Source organism: [Pseudopropionibacterium] massiliense (assembly GCF_900607225.1).
GTDB classification, from domain to species: Bacteria; Actinomycetota; Actinomycetes; order Propionibacteriales; family Propionibacteriaceae; genus Arachnia; species Arachnia massiliensis.
Genome location: NZ_LR027842.1, coordinates 25,577 through 39,834, shown reverse-complemented (window position 1 = coordinate 39,834; position 14,258 = coordinate 25,577). Strand labels below are relative to the sequence as shown.

Sequence of the window (14,258 nt, the reverse complement as noted above, 5' to 3'; positions counted from 1 at the left end):
CGAAAGGACGACAAATCAGGCCACTTAGCTTTGCAACTGAAAATAAACAGCGGGCAATCCGAGGCCTCCCACAGGGATGCCCGGGCCCCGCCGGCACCCGGTGTCGCGGAGGCCCCAAGCGCCTGTTCCCCGTCCGTCCGGACGCCGGTGGCGGATCGGCGGGTTCCGGGGATGCCCACCACTCCTTCGTCCCTTCGTCACGGCAGGGCAGCGTCAGGGGACCTGGTTCGCCGCAGCCGTTCGCCGGCGCTCACGTGAGGGCTCACCGACTTCGACGAACGGGAGCCCACGGCCATCGTCTCGGGAACCATCCCCTTCAGGACGTCCCGCCCGCGGCCACCACGGTGTGGCGCACGAGGCCCCGGGCCGCCTGATCGTACTGGTCATCGCTGGTTCCGGTTCTCCAGTTCCGGTGTCACCACCCGGTCCCCGGTGACGCCGGAGGCTTTCCCCCGTTGTCTCCCCGGCACCCCCCTGAGGCGACGGAGCCGACGGAACTCTGCGGTCGCGGTCAGGTCGCGGGTCCGTTCCCCTGAGGATCCCACGCGCCGCGGCAGCCGATCAGGCGACCCAGGCGAGGTCGGGAACCAGCGCCCCCGGCACCGACCTCGTCTTTCAGAGGCACTGCAGTCAGTCACTCATGCGCATGCCCCTCTAGAACTTTCCGGCGTTGAGGGCCCTCTGCATCTCGACGATGCCGGGCGCCCCCTCCGGGAAGCTTCCCTCCTCAGCGACTCCGAAGTGTCGCTGAATGGCGCGGATCGTGTTCGGGCCGATCAGGCCGTCAACCTCGGTTTCCACCACCTGTTGAACCGCCCGGATGACGGTCGATCCCGTCGCGGCGGCCCCGGAGACCCATTCCCAGCCGCTGACCAGGGCGGGATTGGCGGTCTTCCAACCGGTGTCCTGCTTCGACACCACGCCATCGACGGGTGTGCCGAGCATCTCCTGGAGCCGGCGGGTGGTGGCGGATCCCCAGTACCCGTCCACGTCCAGGAGCCCGTCGTTCGCATCGACCACGCTGGGCGTCGGCGGGAATTCCGTGGAGCCGGCCGCCAGGACCTTCAGCTCGGGAATCCTGCTCATGTAGGCGCCGGGGCAGCCGGTGGAGGAGAACGCCTGGTGCGGTTCCAGCCACAGGGGCCCGAAACAGCCGTTGAGCTTCTGCACCAGGTCACGGACCCTGTCCAGGGTGGCGTCATCCATCTCGGGACGGCACTCGATGCCGATGCTCCGGGCGTTGATGTCGTAGACGCCCGCGTGGAACGCGGTGTCCGCGAGCCCGACGAGCTGGGTGACCCGGTCGCTGCTCACCACGTAATGGGCGGAGGACCAGCGGACGTTCTCGCCGGACAGGTAGTCCACGACGCTCTGATGGGACTGGCCGCGGGGCTCCCCCCACCAGTGGATGACGATGCCGCTGACCCCGGTCGCCTCACCGGATCTGAGGTTGCGGCCCGGCTCGCAGCGAACGGCCTGCTGGAAGTCGTCGGCGAAATCCGTTGCCCGGGCCGTGGTGGCGGCGCCCGCCGCGAACCCGAACCCGGCCACGCCCAGCATCGAGGCGGAACACAGAATTGCACGCCGGCTCGGCCCGCCGGCGGACCTGGACTCGATCGGTTGCACGTGTTCACATCCTTCCTGCAGGGCCTTGGTTCCAGTCACCGTGCCGAACACGACGACACGGCAGCGAGCGTAACACCGGCGGCCGGGTTTTTCTAAAGATTCTCAGCCTTCCGCCGGGGGCGGATCGGGCTTGCGCGAGGTTCTTCACAGCCCCACGAGTCCGCCCCCATCTCATCACCGGCCCATCGCGGGAGGCATCAAAACCACTTTGGCTAGGGAGTTCACGAAATCTTCGACTTCTCGCGACGGAGCTCGGGTGCGCCGAACCGGCCGCCGCTCCGGACCACGCCGGCCCGCGCCTTGCAAGCCGCCACGCCGTCCAAAAGTACGACAACGATCACTTCAGGGTTCGTTATCTGAGGAGTATCTGAGAGCAAACTGAGACACCGGGGTGGCCCGTGTGGAAGACCGGGGATCCCGGCCGACGAGGGTCGGCGGTCAGGGGCGCGCGACCGCGACCCCCTCGGGGATCACCTCGCCGTCACGGTAGGGGATGACTGCGTGGAACTGGGGTCCGTCGTCGAAGACCAGCGGCAGGAAGTGGCGGTCGCCCTCCCACATGGGCAGGTCGCCGAGCTCGGCGAGGGGAACCCAGCGCAGCGGGCCGTCGTCGTTGCGTTCCGGGGGTTCGCCGTCGAAGGCGTCGACGAGGAAGACCAGCCCGAACCAGTCGCTGCCGTCCGAACCGAAACCCGGCCAGGCGACGGTGCCGCGCAACCGCAGGGAGGTCACCTCGATCCCGGCCTCCTCGCGGAGCTCCCGCCTCAGGCAGGCGGCGGCGTCCTCTCCGGGCTCCAGCTTGCCGCCGAGACCGTTCCACTTGCCGCGGTGGTCGTCGCCCGCGCGCTGACGGTGCACCAGCAGCACCCGGCCGTCGCGGACGACGTACCCGAGGGTGCCGATGACGGCCCGGAACACTCTCGGCCTCAGGCCACGCGACGCAGCCAGCCGTGCCGGTCCTCGGCGCGACCGAACTGGATGTCGAGGAGGTGGGTGCGCAGTTCGCGGGTGTGCGGCCCGGGTTCCCCGTTCCCGACGGTCTGCGCGCCGTGCTCGGGGGAGTCGAAACCGACGATCGGGGTGATGACGGCGGCCGTGCCGCAGGCGAAGGTCTCGACCACCCGACCCGAGGCGATGCCGTCGCGCAGCTCGTCGATGGAGATCTGTCGCTCGACGGGGGTGAGGCCGTGCTCGGGCGCGAGGGTGAGCAACGAGTCGCGGGTGACGCCGTCCAGGATCGACCCGAGGGCGGGGGTGATGAGCTGGTCGTCGGCGGTGACCATCATGAAGTTCATGGTGCCGCACTCCTCCAGCCAGCGGTGCTCGGCACCGTCGAGGTAGAGCACCTGCCCGCAGCCGTGGGCGGCGGCCTCGTTGGCGGCGGCGAGACTGGCGGCGTAGTTCCCGCCGCACTTCGCGGTGCCGGTGCCGCCGGGTGCGGCCCGCGTGTAGGTGGGGGTGACCCACAGCTTCACCGGGGCCGGGTAGTAGGCGCCGACGGGCGAGGCGAGCAGGCCGTAGCGGTAGTTCTTGGCCTCACGCACCCCGAGATAGGGTTCGTCGGCGATCTCGAAGGGACGCAGGTACAGGCTGCGCTCACCCTCGGGTTGCGGCACCCAGGCCTGCTCCAGCGCGACCAGTTCGTCGAGGGATGCGAGGAACAGCTCCTCCGGGAGGGGCGCCATCTCGAGGCGCTCCGCGGAGGAGATGAAACGTCGCGCGTTCCTCTCGGGACGGAACAGCCACACCGAGGAGTCGGCGTGGCGGTAGGCCTTCAGCCCCTCGAAGATCTCCTGCCCGTAGTGGAACACCGCGGCCGCGGGGTGCAGCTGCCACTGGCCCGTCGGGATGATGCGGGCGTCGCGCCAGCCGAGGCCCTCGGTGTAGTCGGCGACGGCCATGTGGTCGGCGTAGAACTTCCCGAACACCGGATCCGCCACGATGGCGGCGCGCTCGGCCTCGGGCGTGGGACGGTCGGTGCGGCGGAGTTCAAACAGTGACATGACCGCAGACTAGTCCACCGGCGGGGACGAAACGGGCATCACCCTCATTCCCGGAACAGCTCCGGCAAAACGGTCCAATATCCTTTGTGAACAAAAGTCAGCAAGGCAGCGCGAGGACCACGTTTCCCCCGGGGCACCCGACGCCCGCGGGCCGGACGACGCCCCGGCGCACATTCCGACAAAAGCGAATCGACCAGGGTTCATCCCGACTCTCCCCTGAACTTGACTTCCTGAGAATCCTGAGAGACCCTTTCCACGTCCGTACCCACAAACAGGAGATGCGATGCGCAAACTTGTGATCTGGCTCACCGCCGCAGCGGTGGCCATCGCAGGAATTGTTCTGGCAGCATCGGCAACGGCCCAGGGCGAGAAGCCCGAGGTGGGACCATCGGCGGTCGGCATCCATGCCCCCTGTCCCGTCAGTCACCCCTGGCCGGGGGACGACGCCCCGATCTCAACGATCAGCACCCAGCTGGCCGAGAACTTCGGGGTGACGCTGGCCGGTGACGGATGGAACGACGCGAACCGCACCCAGATCAGCGTCGTGTGGCAGGCGCTCGACGCCGTCTCCTGCACCGACTTCCTGCCCAACCTCAAGGCCAAGGTCACCGGCACCGTCGGCATCAACGCCGCACGCATCAGCGGGTTCGCCTGGGGCGACTGGTCGTTGACGAAACCCGGTTACCTGACCTTCGACTTCACCAAGTGGAAGGAAGCCGTCGATCTCGGCGACATCGGCCGCCTGTCGCGCATCGTCATCCACGAGTTCACCCACATCTTCAACGCCGACCGGGACTCGAACCCCCAGTACTGGACCGACTTCCAGAAGCTCGCGGCCAAGCAGGGCGTGTTCAGCTCCTACGCGGGCAGCAACAATCTGGAGACCCTCCCGGAGGTGGTCGGCTACTACGTGGCCCGCTGCGCCAAGGACAACCCCTACGACACCGGCAAGTTCAACGACTACTACGAGTGGGTCAAGACCACCATCTTCGCCGGCCGCGAGTTCGGTCCCGCACCCGGCACCAAGGCCAGCTGTGACGTGACGCAGGACCAGCTCCCCACCCCGACCCCCACTCCCAGCCCCACGCCTGACTGGGTGAAGGCACTCAGCGGCGACTGACGACCGCGCTCCCGGGGACCGATAGGCTCGGGGCATGAGCAAGACCAACATGCCCTCCGTGCAGGGCCCCAAGGGTTCCAAACCGACTCTCACCTTCCCCGGCCCCGACGCCCCCGACGGCCTCCAGGTGCAGCTGCTCGACGCCGGAACCGGCCCGGAGGTCAAGGCGGGCGACACCATCTCGGCCCACTACCTGGGGCAGTCCTGGAACGGATCGGTCTTCGACAACTCCTACGACCGGGGCCAACCGCTGAACTTCCGCGTCGGCATCGGCGAGGTGATCCGAGGCTGGGACGACGGCCTCGTGGGCCAGCGCGTCGGTTCCCGTGTCCTGCTGTCCATCCCCGCCGAACTCGGCTACGGCGACCACGGCGTCCCCCAGGCCGGCATCAAGGGCGGGGCCACCCTGGTCTTCGTCACCGAGATCCTCGGCGCCTCCTGAAAGGTTCCCTCACCCCGAGCCGGTTGAACCGAACCGCGAGGAACATTCCCCAAGCCGGTTGAGCCGGACCGCGACGAAGGAGCAGTCCGAGTCGAAACCACCCGCGCCGCCCGGAGCCTCTACACTTTCCGCGGACGTGGCGGGAAAGGAGCACGAGGTGGCAAGGACCGGGCGGCTGGCCTGGATCGTGTGGGGCGTCGGCATCCTCGCCTACTGCGTCGCGATCATGCAGCGCACCAGCCTCGGGGTCCTCGGGATCCAGACCGCGAACCACTTCGGCACCAGCGTCGGCATCATCTCCACCTTCGTGATGGTCCAGCTCGCGACCTACGCGCTGGCGCAGCTGCCCGTCGGGGTGCTGGTGGACCGCTACGGGTCGCGGATGGTGATGATCGCGGGTTCAGCGGTGATGGTCGCCGCGCAGGTGATCATGGCCTTCGCCGACTCCCTGCCACTGGCCTTCGCCGCCCGCATCCTGCTGGGCATCGGCGACGCCTGCATGTACGGGTCGGTGCTGCGGCTCATCCCCGAGTGGTTCGCACCGTCGCGGGTGCCGGTCCTGACACAGCTGGCAGGACTGCTGGGACAGATGGGGCAGGTAGCCTCCGCGACCGTCCTGCTTCCCCTGTTCAACGCCCACGGCTGGACGTGGGCGTTCCTGGGCGCGGCCCTGGCATCCGTGGTCGCGGGGGCCGTGAGCGCGATCTGGGTTCGCGACGTACCACCCGGCCGGACCCGCCCCGCCCCCAAGGAGGAGAGGCTCTCCGACCTGCCCCGCGGCATCGCCGACGCCTGGCGGCATCCCGCGACCCGGCTCGGGTTCTGGGTGCACTTCACCAGCGGCTTCAGCGTCAACGTGTTCGCGATGATCTGGGGCATCCCGTGGCTGCAACGGGCGGAGGGCCGCTCGGAGGCCGAGGCGGCCTTCCTGTTCAGCCTCACCGTCTACGGTTCCATCGTGTTCTCGCCGCTGCTGGGCTGGTTGACCTCGCGCCACCCGCTGCGTCGCAGCAACCTGGCCCTCACCGTCATCGGGATCAACGTGGCGGTCTGGGCCGCGGCGCTGCTGTGGCCGGGAAGGGCACCGTGGTGGCTGCTGATCCTCCTCGTGGTCGCGATGTCCGCGGGCGGGCCAGGCACCGGCATCGGATTCGACTATCCCCGCACCCTGCTGCCCCCGCACCGTCTCGGCGCCGCCAACGGCCTGGTCATCACCGGTTCCTTCACGGGCGCGACCCTGAGTCTGCTGGCCATCAGCGCCTTCCTGGGCTGGCTCAACCCCTCCGGCGACTACACCGCCGAGCAGCTCAACCAAGCCATGGCGTTGCAGTTCCCGTTCTTCGCCGTCGGCCTGATCGGCATCTTCGGCACCCGCCACCGGTTGCGCACCATGATGCGTCCCCACGGGGTGATCGTCCCGACCTGGCGGGAGGTCGTGGAAAGAATCCGCGCCAGCAGGCGTCGCTGAAAACCGTCGTGCAGCCAGTTGAGCCGGGCCGCGACGAAGAAGCGGTCCGAGCCGAAACCACCGGAACCCGAACAGCAGACCCGACCACAAGTCCCCGGACACCCACACGAGGTTTCGACTCAACCAGCTTCGGGATCAGAACAGGCCCTCGGGTTCCTGGGGTTGGGCGTAGGCGGGGTCGACCCCGTTGAACAGTGTGGAGACCGAGTTGCCGCTGTGGATGCGGGCGATGGCCTCCGCGAACAGCGACGCGACGCTCAGCACCTTCAGGCCCGGGAAGTTCTCGGGGGCGGGGACCGTGTTGGTGGAGACCACCTCCGAGATGTGCGTGGCGGATGTGAGACGCTCCACCGCCGACCCCGCGAACAGGCCGTGGGTGCAGGCGATGGAGGCCTCGACGCACCCGAAGTCGGCCAGCCGGGAGACGATCTCGACGACCGACCCGCCCGTGGCGATCTCGTCGTCCAGCACGATGGCCTTCTTTCCCGCGACGTCACCGACCACCGACGAGATCACCACCTTGTTGTCAGCGAGGCGCTGCTTGTTGCCGGCCGCCACCGGCAACCCGAGCAGACGCGCCAGCAGCGTCGCCTGTTTGGCGTTGCCGAGGTCCGGGGAGACGACGACGTGGTTGCTGAGGTCGCGGCCGCGGTAGTGGTCGGCGATGACACCGAGCGCGGTGAGGTGATCCACCGGAACGGAGAAGAACCCGTGGACCTGCGGGGCGTGGAGGTTCATCGTCAGCACCCGGTCGACGCCGGCGGTGACCAGCAGGTCGGCGACGAGACGGCCTCCCAAGGAGATGCGGGAGGCGTCCTTCTTGTCGGAGCGGGCGTAGGCGTAGTGCGGGATCACCGCGGTGATCTGCGCCGCCGACGCGCCGCGGGCCGCGTTGACCATCAGCAGCAGCTCCATGAGGTGCTCCTGGGTGGGTGGCACGAGCGGCTGCACGATGTAGACGTCACGCTGCCTGCAGTTGGCGAGCAGCTGGGCCTGGAGGCAGTCGTTGCTGAACCGGGAGATCTTCACGTGGCTCCGGGGAACCTCCAGGTGGTCACAGATCTCGTCAGCCAGCGCATGATGGGCGGAACCGGAGAAAACAACGATGCCCTTCACGGTCTCTCCTTGGTAGACGGCTGTACGTCCCCACCCTAGTGGGGAGGCATTCGCCGAGACCGTCAAAGGGCGTTGCGACACGGTACTCGTCAAAACTCCTGTCAGCGATCGCTCGCCTCGACGCCAGCCCTCCCGTCGTCCGCTGGCCTTATCGTCGTCCGCCGGCCTTCCCGACGGAAACGCCACCCCAACCGTCAAACGCCAGCGCTACAGCGCAGGCAAACCGCGACAAGACAAGCGAACCCCACCGGGTCCCACCCCCGGGCAAGCGAACCCCCACCGACCCCGCAAGGCGGGCAGACGCTATCCCCGGCCCGCGAGGCGACGGCGCAGGGCGCGTCCCATCCGGGTGAAGTCGTCGCCCAGCTCGTTGTCGGTGACGGTGTAGGCCCAGGTGGCGCTGGGGATGCGACTCCCCAGCGACTCCAGGTCCAGCCGTCCGTCGACGACCGGGGCCTCCAGGAGGGTGGCGACGGCGTCGTCGAGGATGCGTTCGGCGAGCCCCTGGTAGGCCGCGCCCATCTCCTTCTCGAACTCGGTCAGCGGATCCTCGCGGGCCAGCACCCGCAGGTGGATGCCCTCGCGCAGCTCGGCGGCGTGCCCGAGGTGCGCGCTCCAGGCGGCGTCGACGGCTGCGACCAGCGCCAGTCGCGCCCCTTCCTCGAGTTCGTCCTCCCCGACCCGCTCATCCAGCTCCGCGACCTCCTCGGGCGCGTGTTCGGCGAGCCGGTCCAGGGCCTCGGGCCCCTCGAGACAGGTTTCGCGCACCTCGACGAGATGGGCGCGTTGGCGGCGCAGCAGTTCGCCGTAGCGCCACGACAGCCACCTCAGGTTGCGCTGGTCGCCGTCGCTGACCCGCTGCGCGTGGTCCACGACCCCCAGGACACGACGGTTCGCGCGGCACTGTTCGACCTCACCGCCGCCGTCCACGACCGCGGGTTCGGGATGGTCGGGGTCGTTGTCGGTGACGAGGCGGTCCGCGAGGCTGGCGAGGAACACCGACTCCCCCGGATCGCCCTGCCGGCCGGCGCGGCCGCGGAGCTGGTCGTCGAGCCGAGCGCTGGGGAAACGCCCCACCCCGACCACCAGCAGCCCGCCCGCGTCGACGGCCTCGGGTGAGGGCACCACGTCGGTGCCGCGCCCGGCCATCTGCGTCGAGACCGTGACCCGGCCCGCCTCACCGGCCCGCGAGATGATCGCGGCCTCCTCGGTGGCGTTGCGGGCGTTCAGCAGCACGCATTCGACACCGAGGCCGCGCAGCAGGTCCGCGATCCGCTCCGATTCCCTCACGCTCTGGGTCGCGACCAGCACGGGTCGCCCCCGCTTCCCGGACTCCCGGACGAGGTCCGCCAGGGCCGCGTCGCGATGCTCGGAGGTGGCGTGGAGCCGGGTGGGGTGGTCGGTGCGGCGGCACGGCAGGTGCGACGGGATCACCGCGACCTGCAGCCCGTACAGGGATTCGAGTTCCTCGTCGGCGGCCCGCATGGTCGCGCTCATGCCGACGAGTTTTTCGTAGCCGCCGACCAGTTCGGCGATGACGAGCTGGTCGAGGACTTGGAGTCCGGGTGCGGTATCGAGGGCCTCCTTCGCCTCGACGGCGAGCTGCAACCCGTCGGGCCAGCGTTGCAGCCGGTCCACCCTTCCCCGCGACCCACTGACGAGCCAGACGCGGTCGTCGGCGACGAGGTAGTCGACGTCGCGTTCCAGGGCGGCGTGGGCGTGGAGGGCGAGGTTCAGCGAGACGAGGAACTCGGAGTCGGTGCCGAACAGGTCGCGGTCGGGGTGGTCGTCCTCGACGCGGCGCAACCCGTCGTCGGTGAGGTGGACGGTGCGGCGGTCGGGCGCGACGACGTGGTCGCGGCCCGCCCCGAGGCCCCGCACGTAGGCGGCGAGCCCCAGGGCGTGTTCGTCGCGGTGCGGTTCGGCGTCGGCGGCGAGCACCAGGGGCACGCGGGCCTCGTCGAGCAGGACCGCGTCGGCCTCGTCGACGAGCACCACCTCGCGGCGGGCCCCGGTGCGCTCCCCGGGCCGGGCGGCGAGGCGGTCGCGGAGCAGGTCGAAACCGGCCTCGGCCACCGAGGAGTAGGTGATGTCGGCGGCGTAGGCGACCTGCCGGGCGGGCAGGTCCTGGTCGGCCTGCACGGCCGCGCAGGTCAGTCCGAGGCCGCGGTACAGCGGACCCATCCAGTCGGCGTCGCGGGCCGCGAGGTAGTCGTTGGCGGTCAGCACGTGGACGTGGTGCCCCTCCAGGGCCCACCCGGCGGCGGCCATCGCACCCACGAGGGTCTTGCCCTCCCCGGTCGCCAGTTCGATGGAGAACCCCCGCAGCAGGGCGGCGGCGGCCAGGTACTGGTTGGGGAAGGGGTCGAGCCCCACCTCCCGGCCCGCCACCTCACCTGCGGCCGCCAGGAAACCGGCCAGTTCGGCGTCACTGGTTGCGTCGAGGGATGTCGGGGTCTCGGGCGGGTTCTCCGGCATGGCGTCCACCACCCGCTGGAGGCGTTTGAGGCGTTTGTCGTTGGCGGAACGCCACATGGACTCGCGCAGACGGCCGGCAACGGATGGTGGTGACACGATCACTCCTGGGTCGGGTGTCACCCAGCCTAGGACGTGTCGCGGAAACCGCGCCTGACCACGGGAAACGGAACGCCCCCCGTGTTACGGTGAATGCAGATCTGTATCCAAAGAGGCATCAGGAAGGACGCCACGCATGCCGGACAAACTCTCCCGCCGCTCGACCATCGGCCTCATGGCGACCATCGCGTCCGGGGCACTGCTGCATCACCAGCCGCTGCGGGCCTCGGCGGCGACGCCGAACACCTCCTTCAGTTTCACCGCATCCAACGGTTTCAGCTCCGGGTGCCGGTTCTACTCCGCCGGCGCGACGAAGTCCGGGCTGGTCGTCTACCTCGACGGCGACGGCCAGCAGCTGCACGACGAGGACCACGACGGCGATGACGCGAACTTCCCCGGTGGCCTGGCCGGCCCCGGCAGCATCGTGGAGGCCGCGCTCGCGCGAGGCCACGACGTTCTCTCGGTGCGCACCCCCAGCGCGGACGGCATGTGGTGGCACACCGACCTCGACGCGAAGGTCACCTACCTCACCGAACTGCTCCGACACGTGCAGGTCACGTACGGGGCGAACACCGCGGCCCTCTGGCTGGTGGGCTACTCCGGGGGTTCGGAGTTCATCACCCGGTACTTCTTCCCCCACCGGGCCAACGACATCGAGACCGGCGGCTTCCTCGTCTTCGGCGGCGGCGACGCCCCGGAGCCGGAATGGAAAGGCTCGTTCTCCGGATACGCGAAGTCGAACCTGTCGCTGAACCTGGTGACGGGAGGACAGGACCGAACCGCCGACTACGACGCGCTGGGCGGCGCCCAGGAGACCGTCGCCTTCTACCGTTCCGCGGGATTCGAGCACGTGTGGTCCACATGGCCCGGGGAACACGATCACACCTCCATCACCCACGACTTCGGCACCTACCTCGGCATCGTGATCGACGCCTACGACGAGGACGAATGAGACCTCACCGGGCGAGCGACTGGAGGAGCGTCAGGACCGGTGACCCGGTCCCCGTGTTAGCGTGAGGTCGACAAATTCAGTCAGACGGTTCCGCGGATGGTGGGAAGAAGAGCGGGGACCGTCGTGGGGCACAACCGACAGAACACGCAACGGGACCGCACACGGCCCTGTTGTCGGTGTGTCACCGGGACGGTCGTGGCGATGCACCCCGTCTTCCGCAGGAATCCCAGGGGATCGAAAGGAAGGTTTTGTCCATGTCAGCTCATCTCTCACGTCGCGCCGTCACGGGCCTCATGGCGGCGACCCTCGCTTCCGGCGCCTACCTGTCGCAGGCGACCCCCCGGGCCTCGGCCGCGGTGAACAGCACATCCTTCACCTTCACGGACTCCGCCGGCACGAGTTCCAGCGCCTACTTCTACCCGGCCGGTTCCGTGAGGACCGGGCTGGTCGTCTACCTCGACGACAACGACCATCCACTGCACGACGGGGACCACGACGGCGACAACCCGAACCTCCCCGGCGGCCTGGCCGGGCCCGGCAGCATCGTGGAGGCCGCCACCGCGCGAGGTCTCGACGTCGTCTCGGTGCACGTCCCCGACGGCGCCGATACCTGGTTGCAGCCGCTCGCCACCACGCTCGTCAGCTACTTCACGGAGCTTTTCGCACACGTGCGGTCCGCCTACGGGGCGAATCCGGAGGTCCTGTGGTTCGTCGGTTACGCCGAGGGCGCTGACTTCATCACCAAGGAGCTCTTCCCCCGATACGCCAACAACATGCCGGACGGCGGTTTCCTCGCCCTCGGTGGCGGCGATGCGCCCCCGATTCCGGGTTGGGGCGGCGAGCCCTCTCAGCGCGCGAAATCCACCCTGTCGCTGAACTTCGTGACCGGCGCGAACGACGAAACCTCCTACAGCAACGCCATCAACAACGCGAAGATGGGCGTCAGCTACTACAAGGAGGCCATGGGTTACGAACACGTCTGGTCGGAGTGGCCTGCGGGGCGCGACCACGACTCCATCGTCCCCGAGTTCGGCGCCTACCTCGGCAAGGTGCTCGACGCCCACAAGGGCTGAGCGGAGGGAGCATCCGGGTGCGTCCCTCCCGGGAATCCGGGCCCACCGGTTTCCCGGGAGGGACCCCTGACCCGGCGAGCATCACGGCACAGGAGCTACGATTTCCCGCATGTTGGCCGCAGTGATCACGTGTTCGGACCGAGCAGTCTCCGGGGCCTACTCCGACCGTTCCGGACCATTGCTGCGGGAGGCACTGAGCGGGCTGGGGTTCGAGACCCGCGACCCGAGGGTGGTGCCCGACAATCTCGTCATGATCCGCGCCGCCATCCGGGAGGCCGTCGCCTCCGGGTCGCGGGTGGTGCTCACCACCGGAGGCACGGGCGTCGGGCCGCGCGACGTCACCGTCGAGGCCACCCTCGACCTGCTCGCCTGCGAACTGCCCGGAATCATGGAGGCCATTCGCCGTCACGGCGCCGAGAAGACCCCCCGCGCCCTGCTGTCGCGGGGCCTGGCGGGGGTGGTGGAGTGCGCCGGGACCCGCGCGATCATCATCAATGCGCCCGGCTCCGAGGGCGGCGCCTCCGACACCATCGAGGTCGCCGGCCCGCTGCTGCAGCACCTCGTCGAACAGCTCGACGGCGCCGATCACTGAGCAGGGAAACCTCGTGAAATCGGTTGAGCCGGGCCGCGACGTAAACCTTCCCGAAACTGGTTGAGCCGGGCCGCGGCGAAGGAGCAGCCCGTGTCGAAACCACCCCGGCGGCCAAACGACCACCCCAGCCCCCTCGATCACCCGAGGTAGACTCCGACGAAGATGCTCAACCCCCCGTAACTGGGCATCTTAGAGACACCCCCGGACAGGAGTGTTGGAGAGCCACCGAAAACAGCCTCAAGTGTGTATGACACCTGACAAGGGGTTTCAGACAGGTTCTGTCCGCTACTTGGAAGGGACGGAAGGGTGTGGTGTGTAAGAACACCACAACAGGGCTTGTCAGGACAGCGCGTCAGAGGGTAGGGTCAGCAACCACCGCGAACCTTAGAGCGGATTGAAACAGTTCAGCGAGTTGAAACTGGCCTTTGCCTCCGCGTCTGCAACCACCGCGAACCTTAGAGCGGATTGAAACAAAAATCCGACCTTCATCAGATTGGAATTTAAAAGAAGTCTGCAACCACCGCGAACCTTAGAGCGGATTGAAACGACGTGCATGTTCTCCAACCAGACGAAAATTGGTATGGGTCTGCAACCACCGCGAACCTTAGGGCGGATTGAAACCAGAGCCACCACCGTTTCGGTGTACTTGTTTCGGTGGTTCGGGATCGCCCAAGTCCGGAGGCTTGTTCACAGTCATCCTCAACCGCACCCTGGCCAGGGTTTCACCGACCGTGGCGCCGTCTGTGAATAAGCCTCCTTGCCACCACCGCGGCTTTGGGCGTTGAACATTGTGAGGAATCCGGCTTCCTCGCTCCCCGCTTCCCCTCCCGAGACTTTGCTGACCTTATCGCTGTTTTGCTGGCTCTAATCCTGTTTTGCTGGCCTTGTTCACGTTTGCTGGCCTCACAGCGCAGGCAAACGTGAACAAGGCCAGCAAAACATCGGTAAGGCCAGCAAACCACTGGCGCGGGTTCAACTAAGCCCAGCCCGCACCCTGTGAATAAGCCTCTATACGACACGCCGATGTTTCTCGGCGGTGAACGTCACGGTTCCACCACGAGTTCATCGACGGCACCGCGGCGAATGGTTTCTGCACGGGCGAAACATTCGGCGAGTGCGCGGCGTTCCTCCTGGCGACGCCGCTCGAAGGCGGCGATGTCGCGTCCGGAAACACGCCGGTCACGGCCGACGCGATGGGACGGGATCCGTCCGGAATCGAGAGGCCTGTGCAGATGGGTTCGGTCCATCCGCAGGTGCTGCGTCACCCGGGTGGGTGTGTGGTCGGCGTCCAG

At 68.2% G+C, this 14,258-nt stretch carries 12 protein-coding genes; 6 read left to right on the top strand and 6 right to left on the bottom strand.

Annotated features, from left to right (window positions below; all coding sequences use genetic code 11):
* Positions 1–654: 654 nt before the first annotated feature.
* From E0E39_RS00180 to E0E39_RS00170, 3 genes are all read right to left on the bottom strand, one after another.
* Positions 655–1,626 carry a peptidoglycan recognition protein family protein gene (locus tag E0E39_RS00180; protein WP_130872945.1) on the bottom strand — a complete coding sequence of 324 codons (972 nt, stop codon included), beginning with the start codon at positions 1,624–1,626 and terminating at the stop codon, positions 655–657.
* A gap of 438 nt (positions 1,627–2,064) precedes the next feature.
* Positions 2,065–2,544: an NUDIX hydrolase gene (locus E0E39_RS00175; RefSeq protein WP_130872944.1), complete on the bottom strand. Its 480-nt coding sequence runs from the start codon at positions 2,542–2,544 to the stop codon at positions 2,065–2,067.
* A gap of 8 nt (positions 2,545–2,552) precedes the next feature.
* Complete coding sequence (locus E0E39_RS00170) at positions 2,553–3,629, bottom strand: branched-chain amino acid aminotransferase (RefSeq protein ID WP_130872943.1); 1,077 nt, start codon at positions 3,627–3,629, stop codon at positions 2,553–2,555.
* 283 nt (positions 3,630–3,912) lie between these two features.
* On the opposite strand from E0E39_RS00170, the gene E0E39_RS00165 reads away from it, so the two are divergent.
* The 3 genes from E0E39_RS00165 to E0E39_RS00155 all read left to right on the top strand — a co-directional run bounded on the left by E0E39_RS00165 (position 3,913) and on the right by E0E39_RS00155 (position 6,659).
* A complete protein-coding gene (locus E0E39_RS00165; protein ID WP_130872942.1) occupies positions 3,913–4,749 on the top strand; it encodes a hypothetical protein in 837 nt (278 codons plus the stop codon).
* A 34-nt stretch (positions 4,750–4,783) separates the two neighbouring features.
* Positions 4,784–5,191, top strand: a complete 408-nt coding sequence (locus tag E0E39_RS00160) for an FKBP-type peptidyl-prolyl cis-trans isomerase (RefSeq protein ID WP_130872941.1) — start codon at positions 4,784–4,786, stop codon at positions 5,189–5,191.
* A 157-nt stretch (positions 5,192–5,348) separates the two neighbouring features.
* Positions 5,349–6,659, top strand: a complete 1,311-nt coding sequence (locus E0E39_RS00155) for an MFS transporter (protein WP_130872940.1) — start codon at positions 5,349–5,351, stop codon at positions 6,657–6,659.
* Positions 6,660–6,794: 135 nt separating this feature from the next.
* Here the strand turns inward: E0E39_RS00155 and E0E39_RS00150 are convergent, their stop codons facing one another.
* Together E0E39_RS00150 and secA2 are read right to left on the bottom strand one after the other, a co-directional pair.
* Positions 6,795–7,775: a ribose-phosphate diphosphokinase gene (locus E0E39_RS00150; protein ID WP_130872939.1), complete on the bottom strand. Its 981-nt coding sequence runs from the start codon at positions 7,773–7,775 to the stop codon at positions 6,795–6,797.
* Between the two features lie 303 nt (positions 7,776–8,078).
* Complete coding sequence (gene secA2 / locus E0E39_RS00145; RefSeq protein WP_130872938.1) at positions 8,079–10,349, bottom strand: accessory Sec system translocase SecA2; 2,271 nt, start codon at positions 10,347–10,349, stop codon at positions 8,079–8,081.
* 136 nt (positions 10,350–10,485) lie between these two features.
* Here secA2 and E0E39_RS00140 point away from each other — a divergent pair, with 136 nt between their 5' ends.
* The 3 genes from E0E39_RS00140 to E0E39_RS00130 all read left to right on the top strand — a co-directional run bounded on the left by E0E39_RS00140 (position 10,486) and on the right by E0E39_RS00130 (position 12,966).
* The gene (locus tag E0E39_RS00140; protein ID WP_130872937.1) at positions 10,486–11,301 is read left to right on the top strand and encodes an alpha/beta hydrolase; all 816 of its coding nucleotides are present in this window, start codon (positions 10,486–10,488) and stop codon (positions 11,299–11,301) included.
* Between the two features lie 254 nt (positions 11,302–11,555).
* The gene (locus E0E39_RS00135; RefSeq protein ID WP_130872936.1) at positions 11,556–12,374 is read left to right on the top strand and encodes a hypothetical protein; all 819 of its coding nucleotides are present in this window, start codon (positions 11,556–11,558) and stop codon (positions 12,372–12,374) included.
* Between the two features lie 109 nt (positions 12,375–12,483).
* Positions 12,484–12,966 (top strand): MogA/MoaB family molybdenum cofactor biosynthesis protein, encoded by a 483-nt coding sequence (locus E0E39_RS00130; protein ID WP_130872935.1) that lies wholly within the window; start codon positions 12,484–12,486, stop codon positions 12,964–12,966.
* A 1,043-nt stretch (positions 12,967–14,009) separates the two neighbouring features.
* Here the strand turns inward: E0E39_RS00130 and E0E39_RS00125 are convergent.
* Positions 14,010–14,231, bottom strand: coding sequence for a helix-turn-helix domain-containing protein (locus tag E0E39_RS00125; RefSeq protein ID WP_130872934.1), 222 nt, complete (start codon positions 14,229–14,231; stop codon positions 14,010–14,012).
* Positions 14,232–14,258: the final 27 nt, after the last annotated feature.